Source organism: Streptomyces sp. NPDC007907 (genome assembly GCF_042959365.1).
In the GTDB taxonomy this organism is placed as follows: Bacteria; Actinomycetota; Actinomycetes; order Streptomycetales; family Streptomycetaceae; genus Streptomyces; species Streptomyces indiaensis.
In genome coordinates, this window is the sequence record NZ_JBIBKR010000005.1 from 100,296 (window position 1) to 124,939 (window position 24,644).

At 72.8% G+C, this 24,644-nt stretch carries 17 protein-coding genes and 1 pseudogene; 1 reads left to right on the forward strand and 17 read right to left on the reverse strand.

The window, feature by feature from the left end:
- Window positions 1–61 precede the first annotated feature (61 nt).
- From ACFZDI_RS21115 to bldG, 10 genes are all read right to left on the reverse strand, one after another.
- Window positions 62–1,696, reverse strand: coding sequence for an alpha/beta fold hydrolase (locus ACFZDI_RS21115; protein WP_391252398.1), 1,635 nt, complete (start codon window positions 1,694–1,696; stop codon window positions 62–64).
- Between the two features lie 250 nt (window positions 1,697–1,946).
- On the reverse strand, window positions 1,947–3,152 hold the full coding sequence (locus ACFZDI_RS21120; RefSeq protein ID WP_391252400.1) for a DNA polymerase III subunit delta': 1,206 nt from the start codon (window positions 3,150–3,152) through the stop codon (window positions 1,947–1,949).
- Window positions 3,153–3,456: 304 nt separating this feature from the next.
- Entirely contained in the window at window positions 3,457–6,744 is a 3,288-nt protein-coding gene (gene tmk, locus ACFZDI_RS21125; RefSeq protein WP_391252402.1) for a dTMP kinase, read from the reverse strand.
- 201 nt (window positions 6,745–6,945) lie between these two features.
- Window positions 6,946–9,792, reverse strand: coding sequence for a type I DNA topoisomerase (gene topA, locus ACFZDI_RS21130; RefSeq protein WP_234749998.1), 2,847 nt, complete (start codon window positions 9,790–9,792; stop codon window positions 6,946–6,948).
- Between the two features lie 246 nt (window positions 9,793–10,038).
- On the reverse strand, window positions 10,039–10,236 hold the full coding sequence (locus ACFZDI_RS21135) for a hypothetical protein (protein WP_234750000.1): 198 nt from the start codon (window positions 10,234–10,236) through the stop codon (window positions 10,039–10,041).
- A gap of 228 nt (window positions 10,237–10,464) precedes the next feature.
- On the reverse strand, window positions 10,465–12,003 hold the full coding sequence (locus ACFZDI_RS21140) for a methyltransferase (protein WP_391252405.1): 1,539 nt from the start codon (window positions 12,001–12,003) through the stop codon (window positions 10,465–10,467).
- 73 nt (window positions 12,004–12,076) lie between these two features.
- Window positions 12,077–12,667, reverse strand: a complete 591-nt coding sequence (locus ACFZDI_RS21145; RefSeq protein WP_234750004.1) for a small secreted protein — start codon at window positions 12,665–12,667, stop codon at window positions 12,077–12,079.
- 192 nt (window positions 12,668–12,859) lie between these two features.
- Window positions 12,860–15,265, reverse strand: a complete 2,406-nt coding sequence (locus tag ACFZDI_RS21150) for a sodium-translocating pyrophosphatase (RefSeq protein ID WP_234750006.1) — start codon at window positions 15,263–15,265, stop codon at window positions 12,860–12,862.
- 277 nt (window positions 15,266–15,542) lie between these two features.
- Window positions 15,543–15,974, reverse strand: a complete 432-nt coding sequence (locus ACFZDI_RS21155; RefSeq protein ID WP_234750008.1) for an ATP-binding protein — start codon at window positions 15,972–15,974, stop codon at window positions 15,543–15,545.
- A 120-nt stretch (window positions 15,975–16,094) separates the two neighbouring features.
- Window positions 16,095–16,436 (reverse strand): anti-sigma factor antagonist BldG, encoded by a 342-nt coding sequence (gene bldG / locus ACFZDI_RS21160; RefSeq protein ID WP_003991900.1) that lies wholly within the window; start codon window positions 16,434–16,436, stop codon window positions 16,095–16,097.
- Window positions 16,437–16,514: 78 nt separating this feature from the next.
- Here bldG and ACFZDI_RS21165 point away from each other — a divergent pair, with 78 nt between their 5' ends.
- Window positions 16,515–19,118, forward strand: coding sequence for a DEAD/DEAH box helicase (locus tag ACFZDI_RS21165; protein ID WP_391252407.1), 2,604 nt, complete (start codon window positions 16,515–16,517; stop codon window positions 19,116–19,118).
- Here ACFZDI_RS21165 and ACFZDI_RS21170 read toward each other — a convergent pair.
- The 7 genes and pseudogenes from ACFZDI_RS21170 to ssd form a co-directional block, all read right to left on the reverse strand.
- Window positions 19,045–19,512, reverse strand: a pseudogene (locus ACFZDI_RS21170) (Rv3654c family TadE-like protein); the annotation flags it as partial. The gene ACFZDI_RS21165 and the pseudogene ACFZDI_RS21170 sit on opposite strands and share 74 nt — an antisense overlap.
- Window positions 19,509–19,868 (reverse strand): TadE family type IV pilus minor pilin, encoded by a 360-nt coding sequence (locus ACFZDI_RS21175; RefSeq protein ID WP_234750011.1) that lies wholly within the window; start codon window positions 19,866–19,868, stop codon window positions 19,509–19,511. The pseudogene ACFZDI_RS21170 and the gene ACFZDI_RS21175, both read right to left, overlap by 4 nt.
- Entirely contained in the window at window positions 19,855–20,064 is a 210-nt protein-coding gene (locus ACFZDI_RS21180; protein WP_234750013.1) for a DUF4244 domain-containing protein, read from the reverse strand. The genes ACFZDI_RS21175 and ACFZDI_RS21180 overlap by 14 nt, the downstream gene beginning before the upstream one ends.
- A 71-nt stretch (window positions 20,065–20,135) precedes the next feature.
- Window positions 20,136–20,927 carry a type II secretion system F family protein gene (locus ACFZDI_RS21185; RefSeq protein ID WP_391252410.1) on the reverse strand — a complete coding sequence of 264 codons (792 nt, stop codon included), beginning with the start codon at window positions 20,925–20,927 and terminating at the stop codon, window positions 20,136–20,138.
- The gene (locus ACFZDI_RS21190; protein ID WP_391252412.1) at window positions 20,924–21,796 is read right to left on the reverse strand and encodes a type II secretion system F family protein; all 873 of its coding nucleotides are present in this window, start codon (window positions 21,794–21,796) and stop codon (window positions 20,924–20,926) included. The genes ACFZDI_RS21185 and ACFZDI_RS21190 overlap by 4 nt, the downstream gene beginning before the upstream one ends.
- Complete coding sequence (locus ACFZDI_RS21195; RefSeq protein ID WP_391252413.1) at window positions 21,780–23,000, reverse strand: TadA family conjugal transfer-associated ATPase; 1,221 nt, start codon at window positions 22,998–23,000, stop codon at window positions 21,780–21,782. The genes ACFZDI_RS21190 and ACFZDI_RS21195 overlap by 17 nt, the downstream gene beginning before the upstream one ends.
- Window positions 22,997–24,100: a septum site-determining protein Ssd gene (ssd, locus tag ACFZDI_RS21200; protein ID WP_234750021.1), complete on the reverse strand. Its 1,104-nt coding sequence runs from the start codon at window positions 24,098–24,100 to the stop codon at window positions 22,997–22,999. Before ssd ends, ACFZDI_RS21195 begins: the two co-directional genes overlap by 4 nt.
- Between the last annotated feature and the right edge of the window lie 544 nt (window positions 24,101–24,644).

The window sequence follows — 24,644 nt, forward strand, 5'->3', positions numbered from 1 at the left end:
ACAGTTTCCGAGGGTGCTCCGTACCAGCCCCGGCAGGGGGCCCTCCGGGGCCGGGATCAAGCTATGAGCAGCGCTTTCCGTCCGTGGGCGGGGTGCCGCGCACCAGGTAGGCGTTGATCGTCCGGTCGATGCAGGAGCTGCCGCGGCCGTAGGCGGTGTGGCCGTCGCCCTCGTAGGTGAGCAGGCGCGCCGAGGACAGCTGGCCGGCCAGGGCCCGTGCCCAGCGGTAGGGGGTGGCCGGGTCCCGGGTCGTGCCGACCACCACGATGGGCGCGGCGCCCTTCGCCTCGATGCGGTGCGGCTCACCCGTGGCCTGCACCGGCCAGTACGCACAGTTCAGAGCGGCCCACGCGAGCCCCTCACCGAAGACCGGTGAGGCCTTCCGGAACGCGGGCAGGGCCCTGCGTACCTGGTCGGGAGTGTCGAAGGCGGCCGGCAGGTCCAGGCAGTTCACCGCGGCGTTGGCGAACATCAGGTTGCTGTAGGCGCCGTCGGCGTCCCGCTCGTAGTAGCCGTCCGAGAGGACGAGGAGTCCGGAGCCGTCGTTCTCCTTCATCGCGGACGTCAGCGCCTCGCGCAGCTGCTCCCAGGCGCCCTCGTCGTACATGGCCGCGATCACACCGGTCGTGGCGAGAGACTCGGTGAGCGTCCGGCCGTCGGCGTCACCGGTGGGGACGGGCCGTGCGTCCAGCTTCGCGAAGAACGCCTTGAGGTTCTCACCCACCCGCTCGGGTGAGGTGCCCTTGCCGCCCAGCGGGCAACCGGCCTGCCGTACGCAGTCCTTCGCGAACGACCGGAACGCCGTCTCGAAACCCGCCGTCTGTTCGAGGTTCAGCCGCCGGGCCGGCAGCGACGGGTCCATCGCGCCGTCCAGCACCAGCCGGCCCGCCCGGCCCGGGAACAGCCCGGCGTACGTCGCCCCGAGGAACGTGCCGTACGAGGCCCCGACGTAGTTCAGCTTCTGGTCGCCGAGCGCGGCGCGCACGATGTCCATGTCCCGGGCCGCCTCCACGGTGGACACATGGCGCAGCAGCCGGGGCGCGTCCGCGCCGCAGCCCTCGGCGAACCTCCGGTACGCCGCGACCAGCCCGTCCGTCTCCCGCCCGTCGTCGGGTGTGGCGTCCGTGCGCGTGTACCTGTCCATCCCCGGCCCGTCCAGACACTCCACGGGCTCGCTGCCGGCCACGCCGCGCGGATCGACCGCCACCATGTCGTAGCGGGCGCGGACCTCGGCCGGGTAGCCGATGCCCGCGTACGCCTGCATGTAGCCGATCGCCGAGCCGCCCGGCCCGCCCGGGTTCACCAGCAGCGAGCCCAGCCGCTTGCCAGGGCCGGTGGCCTTCTTGCGGGTGAGGGCGAGCCGGATGTCGCCGGCGGACGGTTCGGCGTAGTCGAGGGGTGCCTTGAGGGTGGCGCACTGGAAGCCGGAGACCCCGCACTTGCGCCACGCCGGCTTCTGCCCGTAGTACGTCCCGAGCGCCGCGGGCGTGGCCTGCGGCAGCGCGGCCAGTGCCGCCTCCTGCGCGGCGGAGGCGGCGGACGTCGTCGCGCTTCCGGAGGAGCAGGCGGAGACGAGCAGCGCGGCCGTGACGAGGAGACCGGCGGCGGTCTTGGCCCGGCTGCGTGTCCTGCGGTGGAGACCCCGGGGGCCGGATGCGGATGCGGAGGCGGAGCGAGGGGTGCGCCGTGTGTCCATTCAGCGAGCGTAACTCTGGGCAACGGTCCGGGTGCCGAGCGTGCGCGTCGTGCCTCGTACGAGTTACGGCGTCAACCGCACGTCCATCCCGGGTGCCCGTCACGGGTGCCGGTCCCGGCTCTCCGTCCCGAGTGCCCGTCCGGGGCGTCCTCCCGGCTCTCCGTCCTGAGTGCGTGTCCCGGGTGCCCGTCCCGGCTCTCCGTCCCGGGCGTCCGTCCCGCGCGTCCGTCCCGGTTGTGCTGTCGGTCTCTCAGCCCGCTCTGAGTGCCATCGTCATCGCCTCCACCGCCAGCAGCGGCGCCACGTTGCGGTCGAGGGCGTCGCGGCAGGCCGCGATCGCCTCGATACGGCGGAGTGTGGACTCCGGGGAGCCGGCGCGGGCGAGGCGCTCCAGGGCGTCCCCGGTGTCCGCGTTGGCGATGGCCACGCGAGAGCCGAGCTGGAGGGCGAGGACGTCCCGGTAGAAGGCCGTCAGGTCGGTCAGAGCGAGGTCGAGGCTGTCCCGCTGCGTGCGGGTTCTGCGGCGCTTCTGCTTGTCCTCGAGGTCCTTCATCACGCCCGCGGTGCCGCGCGGCATGCGGCCGCCCTGGACGGCGCCGAGAGCGGCCTTCAGCTCTTCGGTCTCCTTGGCGTCCGTCTCCTCCGCGAGCTGCTTGGCGTCCTCGGCAGCCGCGTCGACGAGCTCCTGCGCGGCCCGCAGCGCCCCGCCGATCTCCTCCACGCGCAGCGGCAGCCTGAGCACGGCGGCTCGGCGTTCACGCGCGGCCGGGTCGGTGGCGAGGCGGCGGGCGCGGTCGACGTGGCCCTGGGTCGCGCGGGCCGCCGCGGCGGCGACGTCCGGCTCGATGCCCTCGCGGCGTACGAGCATGTCGGCGACGGCGTCGACCCTCGGCGTGCTCAGGTTCAGGTGGCGGCAGCGGGAGCGGATGGTCGGCAGGACGTCCTCGATGGAGGGGGCGCACAGCAGCCAGACCGTACGCGGGGCGGGCTCCTCCACTGCCTTCAGCACGGCGTTGGCCGACTTCTCGTTCAGCCGCTCGGCGTCCTCGACGAGGATGATCTGCCAGCGGCCGTTGGCGGGCGAGGTGAACGACTTGCGGACGGTGTCGCGCATGTCGTCGGCGAGGATCTGCGTGCCGACGGCGGCGACGGTGGTGACGTCGGCGTGCGTACCGATGAGCGCCGTGTGACATCCGTCGCAGAAGCCGCAGCCCGGGGAGCCGCCGAGGGCCCGGTCGGGGCTGACGCACTGCAGCGCCGCAGCGAACGCGCGTGCCGCCTGGTTCCGTCGGGCCCCGGGTGGGCCGGTGAACAGCCACGCGTGCGTCATCTTCGACGCCTCGGGCGGCGGGGCGTCGGTGGCGGCCGCGGTGACCAGCGCGTCGGCGTCCCGAGCGGCGGCGGCCAGCTGCTCGCTCACCCGCTCCTGCCCGACGAGGTCGTCCCACACGGTCATGGCTCACGCCGCCCTTCCGTCACGTTCCGCGTTGCCGGATCCATTGTGGGGGCGACCACTGACAACGCCCGCCGGCTCCGTCCGGTGCCCCGCACCGGGCCCGCCCTTCCGGCCACCTCGCAGCCCCGCCCCGTCGCCCGCACCGGCCGGCCGCCACGCAGGTCGGCCCGGGGCTCCCACGCCCGCCTGCCGGGGGTCTCGGCAACCCCAGGCCACGTCGGAGACGACCGGGCCTCCCACGCCGGACCGCCGGAGGCGTCAGCGCCCCCGACCGCCCGTCCCCCGGCGTCCGCGGCCCGAGGCGTCAGCGCCCCCGGCCGCCCCTCCCCCGGCGTCCGCGGCCCTGGTCCGGCTCCTCGTCGTGCGGTCCGAGCAGTTCGTCCGCGAGCGAGGGCAGGTCGTCCAGCGGCGTCTCCTCGGCCCAGTCGGACCGACGGCGGCGCGGCGTCCCCTCGGCGTCGACCTGGGGCATCTCCCGCGTACGGTCCTCGGTGCCGTCGGGCCGGGCGGCCGGGGCGTCCTCCCGGAAGTAGCCGGGCGGCACCCTGTCCGCCGGTTCGTCTCCCCGCACGGGCGGCAGCACGGCCGTCTCCTCGGCATCCCCGGGCCGGACCGGAGGCAGCACCGCCGTCTCGTCGGCCGCGCCGGGGGCGTCCCGGTCGGGCACCTGCGGCAGCACCTCGGTCTCGTCCCCGGCGCGAGGCGAGAACGGTGGCAGGGCGTTGGTCTCCTCCCCGGCCGCCGGCGGAACGGGCGGCTTCGGCAGTTCGGCCGTCACCTCCGCCTCGGACTCACCGGAGGTACGGCCGCTGTCCGAGCGCTGCTCACCGTCCCGCACCGGGCGCAGCACGGTCGTGTCCTCACCGGCACCACCCGGCGTCACCACCGGCGTGGGCACGGTCGCCGCGTCCTGAGCGGCCGTGGGACCCGCCGTGCTCTTCGGAGCGGAGTTCTGCGGGGTGGCGCTCTTCGGTCCGGCCTCGGCCGCCGCGGCAGCCGCCTCCGCGAGCCGCCGGGCCTCCTCGGCCCGCAGCAGGGCCGCCTCGGCCTTGCGCTGCTTTTCCAAGCGGAGCGCCTCGGCCTCGGCACGCAGGCGCGCCTCCTCCTCAGCCTGCTTGCGGCGCCGCTCCTCCTCGGCCTTCCGGCGGGCCTCCTCCTCGGCGCGGGCCTTCTCCTCCGCGAGGAGCCGGGCCCGCTCCTCCTCGGCCTTCCGACGCGCTTCCTCGGCCCGGCGGCGGGCCTCCTCGGCCTGCCGTTCGGCCTCGCGGCGCTGCGCCTCCTCCAGCTCGCGGCGCTTGCGCTCCTCCTCCTCGGCGCGCAGCTTGGCGAGCTGCTCCTGGCGCTCGCGCTCCAGGCGCTCCTCCTCGGCCTTGCGGGCGGCCTCCTCCTCGGCCTTGCGGCGGGCCTCCTCCTCGGCCTTCTTGCGCGCCTCCTCCTGGGCCTTGATCTCGGCCTCGGACAGCGGCAGCACCTGGTCGAGGCGGTGCCGGATGACGGTCGTGACCGCCTCGGGCTCCTGGCCGGCGTCCACCACCAGATACCGACCGGCGTCGGCAGCGGCCAGGGTCAGGAAACCGGCCCGCACGCGCGCGTGGAACTCGGCGGGCTCCGACTCCAGCCGGTCCGGCGCCTCGGTGAACCGCTCGCGCGCGGTCTCCGGCGCGACGTCCAGCAGCACGGTCAGATGCGGCACCAGTCCGTTCGTCGCCCAGCGGTTGATCCGGGCGATCTCGGTGGGCGAGAGGTCGCGGCCGGCGCCCTGGTAGGCGACGGACGAGTCGATGTACCGGTCGGAGATGACGACCGCGCCGCGCTCCAGGGCGGGCCGTACGACGGTGTCGATGTGCTCGGCCCGGTCGGCCGCGTACAGCAGCGCCTCCGCGCGGTGCGACAGACCGGCGCTCGACACGTCCAGCAGGATCGACCGCAGCCGCTTGCCCACCGGCGTGGCCCCCGGCTCGCGCGTCAGCACGACCTCGTGGCCCTTGGCGCGGATCCACTCGGCGAGCGCCTCGGCCTGCGTGGACTTGCCGGCTCCGTCGCCGCCCTCCAGGGCGATGAAGAAGCCGGTGGCGGCGGCGCCCTGCTCCGGGTCGTCGCCGCCGAGCAGCGCGTCCTTCAGGTCCTGGCGCAGCGGGACGCCGGAGCGGTCGTCGACCTTGGCCAGCACCAGCGCGGCGACGGGCAGCAGCAGGGCGCCGGTCAGCATGAGCGTGAAGGCCGCGCCGCCGTGCGCGAAGACGAACTTGCCGCTCTCCAGCCGGTGCGGCCCGATCGCCGCAGCCACCACGGGGGCGATCAGCGCGCCGAGCGCCACGCAGACCCGGACGACCGCGTGCAGGTGTTCCGTCGTGCGGGAGCGCCGGCTCTCCTCGGTCTCCTGGTCGAGCAGGGTGTGCCCGATGTTGGCGGACAGGCCCGCGCCGACACCGGCCAGCGCGAGGATCAGCAGCACGGCGGTGACGTCCGGGACCAGCCCGGCGGCCAGCAGGGCGACACCGGTGAAGGCGATCGTCAGCGCGAGCAGCCGGCGGCGCGACAGGGCGGGCACGAGGGCGGGCGCCGTACGGATGCCGACGACCACGCCGCCGGTCAGCGCGGCCACGAACAGGCCGTAGAGGACGGGGCCGCCGCCCAGGTCCTTGGCGTGCAGCACGGCCACGGCGACGGCGGCCGACACCGCCGCCGCGACGGCCGCGCAGGACAGAACCAGCAGCGGCATCGCGCCGGTGCGGCCCTTGTCGGGGCCGGTGGTGGTCTTCGGGCGGCGCAGCCCCTCGAGCGGCGACCGCGCGCGCGGGGTGCGGGTGCCGGGCAGCTCCAGGAAGGTCAGCACGGACAGGGACGCGGCGAACAGCCCGGCGGCCACGTAGGAGGCGAGGGCCGCCTGGTGCTGGCCGAACCAGTCGATGCCGGCGCCGAGCAGGTTGTTGAACAGGGACGCGACGACCAGGGCGACGGCGGCGAGGGGGATCGCGGCGAAGCCGGTGCGCAGCGACAGCCGGCGCAGGGCGTCCATGTGGTCGGGCAACGGCCGGACCGTCGCGCCCTCCGGAGGCGGGGCGGGGAGCAGCGCGGGAGCCGCGCTCTCGCGGCACACCGTCCAGAACCGCTCGGCGACCCCGATCACGAAGGCCGTGACGAGGAGGACCGCGAGCGCGTTCTCCGGCGTCCAGTCGATCCACAGGGGCGCGACGATGAGCAGTGCTGCGCGCAGCCCGTCGGCGCCGACCATGGTCCAGCGGCGGTCGAGCGGGCCGTCCTGCGAGGTGAGCGCGGAGAGCGGGCCCAGCAGCACGGCGCCGAACAGCAGCGTCGCGAGGATGCGCACCCCGAAAACGGTCGCCACTGCGAACGCCACGCCCCGGTAACCACCCCCGAACGAGGCCTCCGCGACGGCCGCCTGGACCGCCAGCAGGACCAGCACGAGAAGGGCGAGGGTGTCCCCCACACCACCCACGAGCTGTGCGCTCCACAACCGCTTCAGCTGCGGTCGTCGCAGCAGGGCGCGGACGGCACGCTCGCGGGAGTCCGCGACCAGGGCGTCGTCGGGGGCGGGCTGAGGGGCCGTTGGGCGGTCGGCTCGCGTCATGCGTTCAGCCTATCGGGAGCCACCGACACCCCGGAGGGCGCGGGCTGGCATGCGCACGCCCCGACACCGAAGTGTTGCCGGGGCGTTCGCTTTCCGAACCCTGGGCGAAGAACCGGACGCGGCGGTCCGGTTTCCGGACAGAGCCCGAACGACCTCGATCCTCCGCGGACTTGGAGGCATCATTGCCGCTCGGTGTGCCGCTCAGTCCTCCGCGGACTCGGTGGCGGTCGCCGTCTTGGCGGCCGTCTTCTTCGCGGTGGTGGTCTTCGTCGCCGTCGTCTTCTTCGCGGTCGTCGTCTTCTTTGCGGTCGTGGTCTTCTTCGCCGCGGTCTTCTTGGCCGTGGTCTTCTTCGCCGGCGCCTTCTTGGCCGCCTTCTTGGCGGTCTTCTTCGCCGGCCCCTTGGCACGCTTCTCGGCGAGCAGCTCGTAGCCGCGCTCCGGGGTGATCGTCTCGACGCTGTCGCCGGAGCGCAGGGTCGCGTTGGTCTCCCCGTCGGTGACGTACGGGCCGAAGCGGCCGTCCTTGACCACGACCGGCTTCTCGCTCACCGGGTCGGTGCCCAGTTCCTTCAGCGGCGGCTTGGCGGCCGCCCGGCCACGCTGCTTGGGCTGGGCGTAGATCGCCAGCGCCTCCTCCAGCGTGATCGTGAAGAGCTGCTCCTCGTCCTGGAGCGAGCGCGAGTCCGTGCCCTTCTTCAGGTACGGGCCGTAGCGGCCGTTCTGCGCGGTGATCTCCTGGCCCTCGGCGTCGGTGCCGACGACACGCGGCAGCGACATCAGCTTCAGGGCGTCGTCGAGGGTCACGGTGTCCAGGGACATCGTCTTGAACAGGGACGCCGTGCGCGGCTTGACCGCGTTCTTGCCCGTCTTCGGGGTGCCCTCCGGGAGGATCTCCGTCACGTACGGGCCGTAGCGGCCGTCCTTGGCGACGATCGTGTGGCCGGTGGCCGGGTCCGTGCCCAGCTCGTAGTCGCCGCTCGGCTTGGCGAGCAGCTCCTCCGCGAGGTCGACGGTCAGCTCGTCGGGCGCCAGGTCGGCGGGGATGTCGGCGCGCTGGTGCTGCTCGGTGTCCTTCTCGCCGCGCTCGATGTAGGGGCCGTAGCGCCCGACGCGCAGCACGATGTCGTTGCCCACGGGGAACGACGACACCTCGCGGGCGTCGATCGCGCCCAGGTCGGTGACCAGTTCCTTGAGGCCGCCGAGGTGGTCCCCGTCGCCGTTGCCCGCGTCGGCGGCGGCGCCGCTGACCGTGCCCTCGCCGAAGTAGAACCGCTTCAGCCACGGCACGGACTGCGCCTCGCCGCGGGCGATGCGGTCGAGGTCGTCCTCCATCTTGGCGGTGAAGTCGTAGTCGACGAGCCGCCCGAAGTGCTTCTCCAGGAGGTTGACCACGGCGAAGGACAGGAAGGACGGCACCAGGGCCGTGCCCTTCTTGAACACGTAGCCGCGGTCGAGGATCGTGCCGATGATCGACGCGTACGTCGACGGGCGGCCGATCTCGCGCTCTTCCAGCTCCTTGACCAGGGAGGCCTCGGTGTAGCGGGCCGGGGGCTTGGTGGCGTGCCCGTCGACCGTGATCTCCTCGGCGCTCAGGGCGTCGCCCTCGGAGACCTGGGGCAGCCGGCGCTCACGGTCGTCCAGCTCGGCGTTGGGGTCGTCGGCGCCCTCGACGTAGGCCTTGAGGAAGCCGTGGAAGGTGATCGTCTTGCCGGACGCGCTGAACTCGACGTCCCGGCCGTCGGAGGCGGTGCCGCCGATCTTCACCGTGACGCTGTTGCCGGTGGCGTCCTTCATCTGGGAGGCGACGGTCCGCTTCCAGATCAGCTCGTACAGCTTGAACTGGTCACCGGTCAGTCCGGTCTCGGCGGGAGTGCGGAAACGATCACCCGAGGGGCGGATCGCCTCGTGGGCCTCCTGCGCGTTCTTGACCTTCCCGGCGTACGTCCTCGGCTGCGGCGGCAGGTAGTCGGCGCCGTACAGCTGCGTGACCTGGGCACGGGCGGCGGAGACCGCCGTGTCGCTCAGGGTCGTGGAGTCCGTACGCATGTAGGTGATGTAGCCGTTCTCGTACAGCTTCTGCGCGATCTGCATCGTGGCCTTCGCGCCGAAGCCGAGCTTGCGGCTGGCCTCCTGCTGCAGCGTCGTCGTACGGAACGGGGCGTACGGCGAGCGGCGGTACGGCTTGGACTCGACGGAGCGGACGGCGAAGCGCGTCTGCTCCAGGGCGGCGGCCAGGGCGCGGGCGTTCGCCTCGTCGAGGTGGAGGGTGTTCGCGCTCTTCAGCTGTCCCAGGGAGTCGAAGTCGCGGCCCTGCGCGACCCGCCTGCCGTCGACGGTCTGCAGGCGCGCGACCAGCGACGACGGGTCCGACGAGTCTCCCGCGCGGCCGGTCGCGAAGGTGCCCGTCAGGTCCCAGTACTCAGCCGAACGAAAGGCGATGCGCTCGCGTTCGCGCTCCACCACGAGCCGGGTGGCGACGGACTGGACACGGCCCGCGGACAGCCGCGGCATGACCTTCTTCCACAGGACCGGCGAGACCTCGTAGCCGTAGAGGCGGTCGAGGATGCGGCGAGTCTCCTGGGCGTCGACGAGCTTTTGGTTGAGCTGGCGCGGGTTGGCCACGGCGGCCTGGATCGCGGCCTTGGTGATCTCGTGGAAGACCATCCGCTTGACCGGGACCTTGGGCTTCAGCACTTCCTGGAGGTGCCAGGCGATGGCCTCGCCCTCGCGGTCCTCATCGGTGGCGAGGAAGAGTTCGTCGGACTCCTTCAGCAGGTCCTTGAGCTTCTTGACCTGCGCCTTCTTGTCGGCGTTGACCACATAGATCGGCTGGAAGTCGTGTTCGACGTCCACACCGAGGCGGCGGACCTCGCCGGTGTACTTCTCGGGCACCTCGGCGGCGCCGTTGGGAAGGTCGCGGATGTGCCCGACGCTCGCCTCGACGATGTAGCCGGGGCCGAGATAGCCCTTGATCGTCTTCGCCTTGGCAGGCGACTCGACGATGACGAGTCGGCGGCCGCCCTTCGCGGTCTCGCTGGTCGGGGACAACTTCGCTCTTCTCTCCGGTCGACGCTGGGGCCTCCCCGGAGTCGGTTACCGGGGCTGGGTACGTGGTGACGCTGCGGAGTGTGACGGTACATCCCGCCCCCGTGTCAAACGGGAAAAGCCCGCAACGGCCACTCGAACGGTAACCCGACTACCACCAATCCTGCCGCCCGGAGTACCGGGAGCGGGAGGCGCTCTGTGCGGAGCGCTATCCCCCGGTTACCGGCAGGCGCACCGCCGGAGCGGGCCTCAGAGGCGGGTGAAGCACCATGCCGCGCTCGCCAGGGCGAGCACCGCGACGACGCTCGCGACGGTCGCCGACGCGACCGGCCTCGCTCCCTGGGCGACGGGCAGGTGCCGTCGCGCGCGTGTCACGGTCCAGGCCAGCAGGGCGCCTCCGAACAGGGAGAACACCGCTCCCGTGAAGATCGCCGGTGCACTCTCCATGACCCGCCGTGCCCCTTTCCCCCGGTCCGCGCATCCCTGGCGAGGGGAGGCTGACACGCGCGGGCGGCGGGCAGGCGAACCGGAGGTGAACGCCGGGGCGACACGGCGGTGGATCAAGGCCTTCCGTTCCTTGTGACCCCTTTCGGCCGAGGTGTTCAAATCGACTCGAATTTGTTGGCGAGTCGCCCCGACGTCCCCGGTCGCCCCTCGGCGGGCGGTTCCTCGGACTCAGGAGACCGGTTCCAGGAAGCCCTGCTCGACCAGCAGCCGGATCTGGGCCGGTGTGCGGTCGCGCAGCAGCACCGGGTCCTCGCCGATCAGCTGGGCGATGGCGTCGAGGATGCGGCCCGCGCTCATCGTGCCGTCGCAGACGCCGGCGAAGCCCGCGCCGACCGTGTCCACCCGGGTCGCCCGCCGCATGCCGCGGTTCTGCCGCAGCACGACATGTTCGGGGTCCTCCGCGCCGGGCAGCCCGACCTGCTCCTGCACGATCTCGGCGGCGAGCCGGAAATGCCCTTCGAGCAGGGCGGCGTCGTCGCGGTCGCGCAGGTGGTCGAGCCGGTCGAAGTGGGCCCGGATCGTGTCGCCGAGCGGCTGCTCGACCGGGTGCGGCCACTCCTCCACCGTGAGCGAGGGCACGGCCGCGCCCGTCTTGCGCAGGGTGATCCAGCCGAAGCCGACGGCCTTCACCTTGCGCGCCTCGAACTCGTCGAGCCACGCGTCGTACCGCGCCTGGTACTCCGCCGGGTCGCCCTGGTGGTCGCCGGCGTCCCGCAGCCACAGCTCGGCGTACTGATGGACGTCCTGCACCTCGCGCTGCACGATCCACGCGTCACAGCCGCGGGGCACCCAGGACCGGAGCCTGTCCTGCCAGTCCTCCCCCTCGACGTGCTGCCAGTTGGCGAGGAACTGCGCGAACCCGCCCTCGTTGAGCCGTTCCCCTGCCTCCTGAACGAGCGTGCGGCACAGATCGTCCCCGCCCATCCCGCCGTCGCGGTACGTGAGCCGGGCTCGGGGCGAGATCACGAACGGCGGGTTGGAGACGATCAGGTCGTACGTCTCGTCGCCCCGGACCGGTGCGAAGAGGGAGCCCTCGCGCAGCTCGGCGGCGGCGGTGCCGGACAGCGCCAGCGTGAGGGCGGTGATGTGCAGGGCGCGCGGGTTCAGGTCGGTGGCCACCACGCGTGTGGCGTGCTGTGCGGCGTGCAGGGCCTGGATGCCGGAACCGGTGCCGAGGTCGAGCGCGGCGGCGACGGGCGTACGGACGGTGATGCCGGCGAGGGTCGTGGAGGCGCCGCCGACTCCGAGGACGACCCCTTCCTCATTCCGGCCGATGCCGCCGGCGCCGCCCACCGCGCAGCCGAGGTCCGACACGATGAACCAGTCCTCGCCGCCGGGCCCGCCGTAGGGCCGGACGTCGACCGTGGCGGTGAGTTCCTGCCCGCCGGTCCGGGCCAGCCAGCCGCTGTCCAGGCAGGCGTCGACCGGCAGGACCTCCGCCACGCGCGCGTGCGGCACGGGCTGCTGGAGCAGGAACAGCCGGACCAGCATCTCCAGCGGCGTGTCCCCACGGGTCGCCCGGAGTGCGGGCACGGTCTCGCTCCGGGCCAGCGCCGCGTACGCGGGGGCACCGAGCAGTTCGAGCAGTCCGTCGGCGGTGAAGGAGGCTGCGAGCAGGGCGTCCCGGAGCCGGGCGGCGACATCGGGGCGGTCGGAGGCGGGCAGCGGGGGCAGGGGTGACTGACTGGCATTACTCACGCCCCCCATTGTGGCCGCCGGGGCGCGGGTCGCACGTGCCCGTTCGGGGTCGATCCGCCCCTGCCGCCCGGTTCCCGCCGCCTCAGCTCTGGCTGGCTCCGGCCGACGCCGTGGCCGCCTTGCAGCTGGACTGCTGGGCCATCGCCTGGCCGACCTCGCCCTCCTCCAAATTCCTGAGGGCGTCGTTGCCGCTCTGGCTCAGCTTGTCCAGCTCGGTGGCGATGTCCTTCAGACCGTCGGCGAACTTGCCCTGGTCCTTGGTGTCGAGCTCGTCGACCTGCTTCTTCAGGGAGGCGTACGAAGCGGAGATCGCGTTGAGCTCCTTGACCGCGTCCTGCTGCTTCTTCTCGCCGTTCTCGACATCGGGCGCCCCGGCCTTGTTCACGGCCGTCCCGATCGCCTTGTAGGCGTCGGACATGTCCTGGAACGCCTGGGCGTCGGTCTTCTGGACGTCCTTCGGCGTGCTGTTGTCCGAGGTCTCCTTCTGGATCGCGGCATTGGCCGACTCGATCTTCTTGGCCTGCGGCTGTACGGCGTCACAGACCTGCTTGGCCCAGGAGTCCAGTTTGTCGTTGCTGTCGTCGCCGCCGCAGCCCGACAGCGCCAGTACCAGTACCGCACCGCCGGACAGTGCGGCCGCGAGCTTCTTGTTCACCGGATTGGTCCCTTCCATGGCTCTCGGCCCCGGAACATACACGCCAGATGCACGACAACCGCACGCCGGTCGTCCAATAAAACCTTTTTGTAACCTTTTGCACCAAGCGAGAGAAGGCTCACGCGTGAGCGTGTACCCACACAGCGCGGGCGGGCGACGCGTCAACACGCGCCGTCCGCCCGCACCTTGAGCTGGGGCTGGGGAACCTCCCTACGAAACCACCGCCGGATCGGCCGACTTGGGCTCCGAATCGGCGTTGTCTTCGTCACCCATGGCGATTCCGCGCCGCTTTGACACGTACACCGCCCCGGCGATCACGAGGAACGCGAGGACGGCGACCAGGATCCGCACCCCGATGCTCCGGTCCGGACCGTAGGAGAACTTGATCACCGCGGGTGCGATGAGCAGCGACACCAGGTTCATGACCTTCAGCAGCGGGTTGATCGCGGGGCCCGCTGTGTCCTTGAAGGGGTCGCCGACCGTGTCTCCGATCACGGTCGCCGCATGGGCCTCGCCGCCCTTTCCGCCGTGGTGGCCGTCCTCCACGAGCTTCTTGGCGTTGTCCCAGGCGCCGCCGGAGTTGGCGAGGAACACCGCCATCAGCGTGCCCGCGCCGATCGCGCCCGCCAGGAACGCGCCGAGCGCCCCGACGCCGAGCGTGAACCCGACGAAGATGGGCGCCATCACGGCCAGCAGACCGGGCGTGGCCAGCTCGCGCAGGGCGTCCTTGGTGCAGATGTCGACGACCTTGCCGTACTCCGGTTTCTCGCTGTAGTCCATGATCCCGGGCTTCTCGCGGAACTGCCGCCGCACCTCGTAGACCACGGAACCGGCCGACCGGGACACGGCGTTGATCGCCAGACCGGAGAAGAGGAAGACGACCGCGGCGCCGACGATGAGACCCACGAGGTTGTTGGGCTGCGAGATGTCCATCATCAGGCTCATCGGGGCGCCCTCCCCGCTGAGTTTCTCGCCCACGTCCCGCGCGCCGGTGATGATCGCGTCGCGGTAGGAGCCGAACAGCGCCGCCGCGGCGAGCACAGCCGTGGCGATCGCGATGCCCTTGGTGATCGCCTTGGTGGTGTTGCCGACCGCGTCCAGGTTGGTGAGCACCTGTGCGCCCGCCCCCTCGACGTCGCCGGACATCTCTGCGATGCCCTGCGCGTTGTCGGAGACCGGTCCGAAGGTGTCCATCGCGACGATCACACCGACCGTGGTGAGCAGGCCGGTGCCGGCCAGGGCCACCGCGAACAGCGCCAGCATGATCGACGTGCCGCCGAGGAGGAACGCCCCGTACACGGCGAGACCGATCAACAGGGCGGTGTAGACGGCGGATTCGAGACCGACGGAGATACCGGCCAGGACGACGGTGGCCGGGCCGGTGAGGGAGGTCTTGCCGATGTCCCGCACGGGTCGGCGGGTGGTCTCCGTGAAGTAGCCGGTCAGTTGCTGGATGAGGGCGGCGAGCACGATGCCGATGGCCACCGCGACGAGCGCGAGGATCCGCGGATCGCCGTCCTTGCCCTGGATCGCGGCGTCGGTGACCCCGTCGAGCTCGGAGTACTTCCCCGGCAGATAGACGAAGACGGCCACCGCCACCAGCACCAGCGAGATCACCGCGGAGATGAAGAAGCCGCGGTTGATCGCGCTCATGCCGCTGCGGTCGGCCCGCCTCGGCGCCACCGCGAAGATGCCGATCATGGCGGTGACCACACCGATCGCCGGCACGAGCAGCGGGAAGCCGAGCCCCACGTCCCCGAACGCCGCCGAGCCCAGGATCAGCGCGGCGACCAGCGTCACGGCGTACGACTCGAAGAGGTCGGCCGCCATGCCCGCGCAGTCGCCGACGTTGTCGCCCACGTTGTCGGCGATGGTCGCGGCATTGCGCGGATCGTCCTCCGGAATGCCCTGCTCGACCTTGCCGACCAGGTCGGCGCCGACGTCGGCGGCCTTGGTGAAGATGCCGCCGCCGACACGCATGAACATGGCGATCAGCGCGGCCCCGAGGCCGAAGCCCTCGAGCACCTTCGGCGCGTCGGCCGCGTACACCAGCACCACGCAGGAGGCGCCGAGCAGGCCGAGGCCCACCGTGAACATGCCGACCACGCCACCCGTGCGAAAAGCGATCTTCATCGCCTTGTGCGAGACCGCGGTCAGATCCTTTTCCGGCTCGCCTTGAGCCGGAGTGGCTTCACGCGCCGCCGCGGCGACACGCACATTGCTGCGGACGGCGAGCCACATGCCGATATAGCCGGTGGCCGCCGAGAACGCCGCTCCGATCAGAAAGAACACCGACCGTCCGGCACGCTGACTCCAGTCGTCCGCGGGCAGCAGCATGAGCAGGAAGAACACGACCACGGCGAATACGCCGAGCGTGCGCAGCTGACGGGCCAGATAGGCGTTGGCCCCTTCCTGTACCGCCGCCGCGATCTTCTTCATGCTGTCGGTGCCCTCGCCGGCCGCGAGTACCTGGCGCACCAGGACGCCCGCGACCGCCAGCGCCGCCAGTGCGACGACCGCGATGACCACGATGAGAACGCGGTTGCCATCGGTCAGTACGGCGGCTGCGAGGTCTGTGGGATGGCCCGACTGTTGTGAGAGGGAAAGCCCCGCCATTCGTCCTCCTTGACGCTTGGGCTGAGCTCAAGATGTGGACGGGATTGTAGGTACCGGAACCTGATCAAAACAGAGCGCGATAAACGGAATTGGCCTTCTGAGGTAATGCCCTGAAAGCATTCCGAGGCTGCCGGAGAGCACGCGAATGATCGTGAACGAATTCACGCGATGAACGGCACAGGAACTACTGTAAAGGCGAGCACTGACACCCGCACACGACGAAGGACCCCACGGGTGGTGGGGCCCTTCGGAGACACGGGTGCGAGCGGTGGCGGTGTCAGACCAGAATCGTCGGCGGCGGTGTGGTCGGCCAGGTCATCTTGATCAGCCCGCCGTGCTCCCCGGCGCTGACCTCGACGTCGTCGACGAGGCCACTGATGACCGCGAGGCCCATCTCGTCCTCGTCGGCCTCACCGTCGGGGTCGCCGGGTCCGGCGCCCGGCGCACCGGCCACCGCGTGCGCGGCCTCGTCGCCGACCTCGATGGAGAACTGCTTCTCCTCCTCGATCAGCAACACCTTCACCGGCGCCGAGATCCCGCCGGTCTGGTGCAGCCCGACGGCTCGGGTGCACGCCTCACCGACGGCGAGCCTGACCTCGTCGAGGACGGCCTCGTCCACCCCGGCCCTGCGCGCCACCGCTGCCGCCACCAGCCGGGCGGTCCTGACGTGCTCGGGCAGCGCGCTGAAGCGGAGCTCAACGGTGGCCATGCATCCCCCTCGCAATCACGGGCGTGCTGTCGAGGGGCTCCGGGCCGCCGAAACCCGGCCCCCTCGGTCTTCACTTTCGCCGAACATCGGCCGCCCCGGGCCGAGGGCCCGGGACCGGCGTCAGTCGGTGGCCGCAACCGCTTCCTCGACCGAGGTGTGAATCGGGAACACCTTGGTGAGACCGGTGATACGGAAGATCTTCAGAATGCGCTCCTGGTTGCAGACCAGGCGCAGTGAGCCCTCATGGGCCCGCACACGCTTCAAGCCACCGACCAGTACGCCGAGCCCGGTGGAGTCGAGGAAGTCCACGCCCTCCATGTCGACGACAAGGTGGAAACTGCCGTCGTTCACCAGCTCGACCAACTGCTCGCGCAGCTTGGGCGCGGTATATACGTCGATTTCGCCACCGACCCTGACGATCGTGCGATCGCCCATGGTTTCGGTCGACAGGGACAGGTCCACGGATCCTCCAGCACCTTGCTATCGAGCGGTCGCCCTAGGGGCATTCGGCTTCAGCCCCTGGACGCTTCGCCAGCCGCGATGGCATTCAATCACTTACCGGCAGGCGTGCACGACGCCTTGGCTCCATTGTCCGTCACGCCAGTGACACACTCGGTGCCGATGGCCAAGAATCACCGATCCGATCGAACCCCGCCGGACCCCGCCTCCCGGCCCGCGCCGGGCGCGGTCCTGGACCGGCTCGCGTCCGGTCCGAGCAGGGCTTCGCGCATTACTCATACGGAGCACTTGCCCCCGCGTGCGGGTCGCCATGCCGTCTGGCCCGACCGGATCCGACCGGAGGTCGTGGCGGCCGTGGCCGCCGCGGGCATCGAGCATCCGTGGGCCCACCAGGCACGGGCGGCCGAGCACGCCCTCGACGGCGACTCGGTCGTCGTCGCCACCGGCACCGCCTCCGGCAAGTCCCTGGCCTACCTGGTGCCCGTCCTGTCCACCCTCATGGACGGCGCCGAGGCCCCGAACGGCCGGGGCGCGACCGCCCTCTACCTGTCCCCCACGAAGGCGCTCGCGGCGGACCAGTGCCGGTCCGTGAAGGAACTTTCACACCCCTTGGGCCATTCGGTACGCGCCGCCGTGTACGACGGCGACACTCCGTTCGAGGAACGCGAGTGGATCCGCCAGTACGGCAACTACGTCCTGACCAACCCGGACATGCTGCACCGCGGCATCCTGCCGTCCCACCCCCGCTGGTCCTCCTTCCTGAAGTCGCTGAAGTACGTCGTGATCGACGAGTGCCACACCTACCGCGGTGTCTTCGGCTCACACGTCGCCCAGGTGCTGCGGCGACTGCGCCGGCTGTGTGCCCGCTACGGCGCGTCGCCCGTGTTCCTGCTGGCCTCGGCGACGGCCGCGGAGCCCGCGGTGGCAGCCCGCCGCCTCACCGGCCTGCCGGTGCTGGAGGTGGCCGACGACGCCTCCCCCCGCGGTGAACTGGTGTTCGCCCTGTGGGAGCCGCCGCTGACCGAGCTGCACGGCGAGAAGGGAGCCCCCGTCCGCCGCACGGCCACAGCGGAGGCCGCCGACCTGCTGACCGACCTCACCGTGCAGGGCGTGCGCTCGGTCGCCTTCGTCCGCTCCCGGCGTGGCGCCGAACTGATCTCGGTCATCTCCCAGGAACGTCTGGCCGAGGTCGACCGGTCGCTGTCCCGGCGTGTCGCGGCGTACCGGGGCGGCTATCTCCCGGAAGAGCGCCGCGCTCTCGAACAAGCCCTCCATTCGGGTGAACTGCTGAGCCTCGCCGCGACGAACGCCCTCGAACTCGGCATCGACATCTCCGGTCTCGACGCGGTCGTCATCGCCGGCTACCCGGGCACACGGGCCTCCCTGTGGCAGCAGGCGGGCCGGGCCGGACGGTCCGGGCAGGGGGCGCTGGCCGTCCTGGTCGCCCGCGACGACCCGCTGGACACCTTCCTCGTCCACCACCCCGAGGCCCTGTTCGACCGGCCCGTCGAATCGACCGTCCTCGATCCCGACAACCCCTACGTGCTGGCGCCGCACCTGTGCGCGGCCGCCGCGGAGCTGCCCCTGACGGACGAGGACCTCGACCTGTTCGGCCCGGCCAGCGAGGGCCTGTTGCCCCAGCTGGAGGCCGCGAAGCTGCTGCGCCGCCGTACCAGGGCCTGGCACTGGACCCGCCGTGAGCGCGCCGCGGACCTGACGGACATCCGCGGAGAGGGCGGACGCCCGGTCCAGGTCGTCGAGACCGGCACGGGCCGGCTGCTCGGCACGGTCGACGCCGGCGCCGCGCACTCGACGGTGCACGAGGGGGCGGTCCACCTCCACCAGGGCCGCACCTACCTGGTGCGGTCGCTGGACCTGGAGGAGTCCGTCGCCCTCGTCGAGGAGGCCGCCCCGCCGTACTCCACGGTCGCCCGCGACACCACGTCCATCTCCGTCCTGGAGACGGACGTGGAGGTCCCCTGGGGCGACGGCCGCCTCTGCTTCGGCTCCGTCGAGGTCACCAACCAGGTCGTCTCCTTCCTGCGCCGTCGGCTCATCACGGGTGAGGTCCTGGGTGAGACGAAACTCGACCTCCCTCCTCGTACGCTGCGCACCCGCGCCGTGTGGTGGACCGTCACCGAGGACCAGCTGGACCGCGCGCGGATCAACCCGGAGATCCTCGGCGGCTCCCTGCACGCCGCCGAGCACGCGTCGATCGGCCTGCTGCCCCTCTTCGCGACCTGCGACCGCTGGGACATCGGCGGCGTGTCGATCCCGCTGCACCCCGACACGCTGCTGCCCACGGTCTTCGTCTACGACGGCCATCCGGGCGGCGCGGGCTTCGCGGAGCGCGCCTTCCACACCGCCCGCACCTGGCTGACCGCCACCCGCCAGGCCATCGCCTCCTGCGAATGCGACGCCGGCTGCCCGTCCTGCATCCAGTCCCCCAAGTGCGGCAACGGCAACGATCCGCTGCACAAGAGGGGGGCGGTGCGGCTCCTCACCGTGCTGCTGGAGGGGGCCCCGGAGGAGAACCAGCGGGAGGACGAGGCGGCAGGGGGTGAGGCGCCGGATGACGCGACACCAGGGGGCGAGGCCCCGGGAGAGCAGGCCCCAGGGGGCGTGGCGTCGCGGCAGTCGCCGGGAGATCCAGCGGGGTCGTCGGAGGGCCCGCCCGCGCCCTGACCTCCACCGTGAACGGCCCCCGTCCGGACGCCGCCGTCACGTCCGAGATCTCCCCGGCGACCTCGCACCGCACCAGCCGCACGCCCTGCGCCCGGGCCACCCGTCCCGCCCAGCCGCAGGCCGCCGCACCCCCGTCGGCCCAGTGGTCGGCCGCGGCGAGCGCCGCGAGATCGGCACCGCCCGCCGCACGATGCCGGAGGACGACGGCCTGCCCGAGCGCGAGAACCACCCCGAACACCACGCACAGGACGGCGATCGCTCCGACGCTCCAGACGGTGGCGGAGCCCCGATCGGAATCAGCGCCCCACGGCCCCGCCGGCCCTCCGCCCGAACCGGCGCTCCGGACCCCGGCCGATCCCCGTCCCGCGCCCGCTCTCGCTCCGCACCCGCTCACGTGCCCACCGCCTCCTCCACCGACGCCACCGCCTCCTCACGCACGGCGAAGGACAGACCGCGCAGCACCGGCGGCTCGGCCACCACGGTCACCCGGACGTACTCCGCGTCCCGGCTGACCGTCACCTTCGCGCCGGGCGGCGCCGCCTCCCGGGTCAGTTCCACGACCGCGCCGGGCGGGTCCTGGCGGGCCGCCGCACGCGCGCCCGTCCGCGCCGCGTCCACGCACTGGATCTGCGCTGCCACCACCAGCAGCCCCGACACCAGCGCCATCGCGAACATCACCAGCACCGGCAGCACCACGGCCGACTCCGCCGTGACGAAGCCCCGGTCGGCGCCCCGCTCACATCCGCGCATTGAGGGCGCCCTTCACGATGTTCTGCAGCTCCGCACTGACCGGGCCGCTCGTGACGACCTTGTAGAGCACCACGGCGAACGCCACCGCGGCGACGATTCCCATCGCGTACTCGGACGTGACCATCCCCGCGTCCCGCCGCGCCGCACGCATCCCGCACACCAGGGCACACAGCCGTGCCCGTACCGCCTGATACATCCCAACCCCCGTAGGAAAGAGTCCGCATTTGTCGTTTGCTGTCGCTCACTTGTTCCGGGTCCGCTGCCGCGTCATCCACCACCCCCTCCGAGCACCCCGCCCGCGAGTCCGATCACCACGGGCAGCACGCCGACTGCGATGAACGCGGGCAGGAAGCAGAGTCCGACCGGTGCGCTGACCATCACGCCCGCCCGGCGGGCCCCGGCCGTCGCGGCGCGGCCCCAGTCGGCCCGGGCTTCGGCGGCGAGCCGTGCGACCGGCACCGCCGCGGGCGACCCGGACACATCGGCGCGCTCGAGAAGCCGGGCCAGACCTCCGGCACCCGGCAGGGCAGCCAACCTCCGCCAGGCCGAGCCCGGTTCGCCGCCCAGCCGCACCTCCGCCGCACCCCGGGCGAGGGCATCGCCGACAGGTCCGCCCAGGGCCTCACCCACCGCCTGTGCCGCGACGACCGGGCCGGCGCCCGCCGCGATGCACGCCGCCAGCAGGTCGGCGGCGAGGGGCAACTGCCGGGCCGCCTCGGCGAGTCCGGGCGCGCCCTGGTCCGCCTCGGACGTCTCCCGCCTCAGCCGCCACCGCCAGACCCCCGCCGCGCCGGCCAATCCGACCGCGGCCCCGGCGAGGCCTCCGACCAGCACCCACCCGGCGCACGCCACGCCCACGGGGGCCGACCACCTCCGTGCGGCCCCGCGCCATTCCGGCCGGGGGACGGCGATCGCCGCTTCCCGGATCCCGGACAGCTCGGTCAGTCGCCGGCGCATGCTCCGACGGCGCCGCGCCCGCACCAGCCGACGCGCCACCCATGCGGCGGCCAGCACGATCCCCACGGCCGCCCCCAGCCTGTGGACGACTTCCCCGCTCATGCCGCCGCCTCCGCGCCCCGCACGATCCGCCGCACCCACCACAGCCCCGCGCCCTCCAGCACTCCGCCGGCCGCCAGACAGCCCAACCCCGCTCCGGTGTGCAGCAGGACGTGGAGGGGGTCGGCGCCCAGGGCGGTGCCGATGAGGAGCCCCAGAGCCGGCAATCCGGCGAGCATCACCGCCGTGGCCCGAGCACCCGCCAACTGGGCTCGCAAGTCCTGCTGTTGATCGCGCTCGGCGCGCAGGGCCGCGGCGAGCCGGTCGAGTCCGGTCGCGAGTCCCGCGCCCTGGCCCACGGCCACCCGCCAGCACGCCGCGAGTCCCCGCAGCCCCTCGGCACCCGGTTGGCGTGCCGCCGTGGCGAGCGCGTCCGGCACGTCACCGCCGAACCGCGCCGCCGCCAGCACCGTGGACCGCGCGTCCGCGAGCCCGCCGCAGTCCCGGGCGGCCCGGAGCAGTGCCTCTCCCGGCTGCCGCCCGGCCCGGACCTCACCGGCCAGCGCCCCGCACAGCGCGATCACCGCGTCCGTCCGGCGCTCCCGGTCCCGCCGGGCCCGGGCGGCCAGCCGGGCCCGGCGCAGCAACGGCACCCCGGCCGCCCCCAGGACGGCCGGCAGCACCGACGTCCCGAGCACCGCCAGCAGCAACCCGGCCACCGGCGACCACCACTCGGCGCGCAGCCGCCCGCGGACGCGCCACCACGCGTCGGCCCTCCACCGCCACCCGGGCGACCCCCTCCCGGTGTGGCCGCCCTCCGCGAGCAGCAGGCGCGCCCGCCGCGCCGCCTCCTCTCGCTCGCCCAGCATCCAGACGGCAGCCCCCATGCAGGCCACGGCCGCACCCAGCGACATCTCAGACACCCCGGTCATGACACGCCCCTTTCATCTCACCCGGCTCCAAGCCACTCGCCCCGCCCCGCAGCAGTGCCCTCAATCGCTCCCATCCGCGCTCGCGCACGAATGCCTGCGCGCCCCACCGCAGCGCCGGCACCGTCCGCACCAGTCCCGACGCGTCCCGTTCCAGCACGTGCACCTCGGCGATCCGCCGCCGCCCGGTCCGGTCACGCACCAGGTGCAGCACCACGGAGAGGGCAGCCGCCAACTGGCTGTGCAATGCGGCCCGGTCCAGTCCCGCCGCCGTGCCGAGCGCCTCCAGGCGGGCCGGTACATCGGCGGCGGCGTTGGCGTGCACCGTCCCGCAGCCGCCCTCGTGGCCCGTGTTCAACGCGGCCAGCAGATGCACCACTTCGGGCCCGCGCACCTCGCCCACAACCAGCCGGTCGGGTCGCATCCGCAGCGCCTGGCGCACCAGGTCCTCGAGGGTGACGAGGCCCGCGCCCTCCTGGTTGGCGGGTCTGGTCTCCAGCCGCACGACGTGTGGGTGGTCGGGCCGCAGTTCCGCCGAGTCCTCGGCGAGGACGATCCGCTCGCCCGGCCCCACCAGTCCCAGGAGGGCACTGAGCAGCGTGGTCTTGCCGGTGCCGGTGCCGCCGCTGACGAGAAAGGACAGCCGGGCGTCGAGCAGGGCGCGCAGCATGCGGTCCCCGCCCGGCGGCACCGTGCCCGCCGCGACCAGCTCGCCGAGCGTGAAGGCTCGCGGTCTGACGACCCGCAGCGACAGGCAGGCGCAGCCCACGGCGACCGGCGGCAGCACCGCGTGCAGCCGCGTCCCGTCGGGCAGCCGGGCGTCGGCCCAGGGCCGGGCGTCGTCCAGCCGGCGTCCGGCCACCGCGGCGAGGCGCTGGGCGAGACGCCGCACGGCAGCGGCGTCCGCGAACCGCACCGGCGTCAGCTCCAGTCCGCCGCCCCGGTCCACCCAGACCCGGTCCGGTGCCGACACCAGCACGTCCGTCACCGACGGATCGGCGAGGAGCGGCTCCAGCGGCCCGCTTCCGACCAGCTCGGACCGCAGCTGTGCGGCCGCCCCGAGGACTTCGGCGTCCCCGAGGACCCGCCCCTGCTCGCGCAGCGCCTGCGCCACGCGCGCGGGGGTCGGCTCGGCCCCGCTCTCGGCCAGCCACCGCCGCACCCCGTCGAGCAGCGCCGCGCCCTCGAGTCCGGCCAGGGTGCTCATGTCGTACCCGCCTCGACGAGTGCGCGCTCCCAGAACCCCTTGCAGAACCGGGCGAGCGGTCCTCGCGGGGCGGCGCCCGGGGGTGCCGTGCCCTGGTCCGGGCGGGACAGGCCCGGCTCGACCGGAACCTCGCCGACCAGGGGCAGACCGAGCAGGCGGGCCACCTCGCGGTCGTCGAGCCCCGGCGGGTACGGCCCGCGGACCGCCACCCGCAGATCCCGCAGGACCATGCCGACCGCGGAGGCCACCCGCCCCGCGGCCGCGACGGCCCGCAGCTCGGCGGGCACCACGAGCACGCCCAGGTCCAGTTGGGAGAGGACCTCGGCGACGCCGTCGTCGATCCGGCGTGGCAGGTCGACCACGACGGTGCCACCCCGGCGCCGGGCCGCCGCGAGCACCGCGCGCACCGCCTGCGGCGGGACCGCGATCCGGTCGCCGCGGTCCCAGCTGAGCACCCGCAGCGCGTGCAGCTCGGGCAGCGACTCCTCCAGGGCTCCGCCACCGACCCGCCCGCGCGAGGATGCGAAGGCGGGCCAGCGCAGCCCCTCGGCCGTCTCGCCGCCGAGGAGGACGTCGAGTCCGCCGCCCAGCGGATCGGCGTCCACGAGGAGGGTGCGCAGCCCCTCCCGCGCGGAGGTGACGGCGAGGGCGCATGCGAGCGTGGACGCTCCGGCCCCGCCCCGGCCGCCGATGACGCCCACGGTGAGGGCGGGCCGGCCGACGCCCTCGGCCACGTCGGCAATCCGGTCGACCAGCCACTGCTCGCCGTCGGGGAGCATCAGGACGTGCTCGGCGCCGATCTCGACGGCCCGCCGCCACACCCCGGAGTCGTCCTGGTCCCGGCCGACGAGGACGACGCCCCTTCTGCGGGCGGCCCCGCGCACCCGCCGCGCGGCGTCGTCGCCGACCAGGACGAGCGGTGCGGCCTCCCAGCTGCCTCTGTGCTCCGGCACCCCGTGGTGCACCTCCGGTGTGGCGCCGGCTGCCGCGCACAGGCGCAGCAGGTCGTCGAGGAGTTCGGTGTCCTCGGTGACGATCAGCGGTCCTCCCTGCCGCCCTCCGGCGGCCGGCGGCGGATCGTGTGTGACGGTTCCGGCCACGGTTTCCAACCCCCTTCGCTGCATGACTCGCAGAGCCACTGCGGCCCCGCGATTCCCATAGGTGGGAAGAACCGACAAGCGGCCTCCCTGTGAACGGCCGACAGAAACCGGCCAAACGCTCCCGGGTACTCGGAACCGGCCATGAACTCGCCGCGAGCGGGATGCGTCGGAATCACGGTGCAGCGATCCCGGAAATCGTGTGGATCTTGGTGGATAACTGTGGACGTTCCGGGAGTTGTGAATATCGCGGTCACCCATACCGGTGAGTCACTCGGGCCCTGCGCACGGCCCTGTGCACGGCCCTCACAGAGCAGTCCCGCAGCTACACACCGTGACAAATCATGAGCATGACAACACTTTGCCGAAAGCCACACCTCAACGGCTGCCAGGCCACGCTGAGAAGGAAAAACCCACCCGGACATGCGACGACCCCCGCCGGGGGGGAGAGCGGGGGTCGTCCCCACGGCCGACTCGGGGGGGGAGGAGTCGGGCCGGGTTAGCACGGTCGCGAACGATCCGTGACTTCCATGGTGTACCCGAGAGC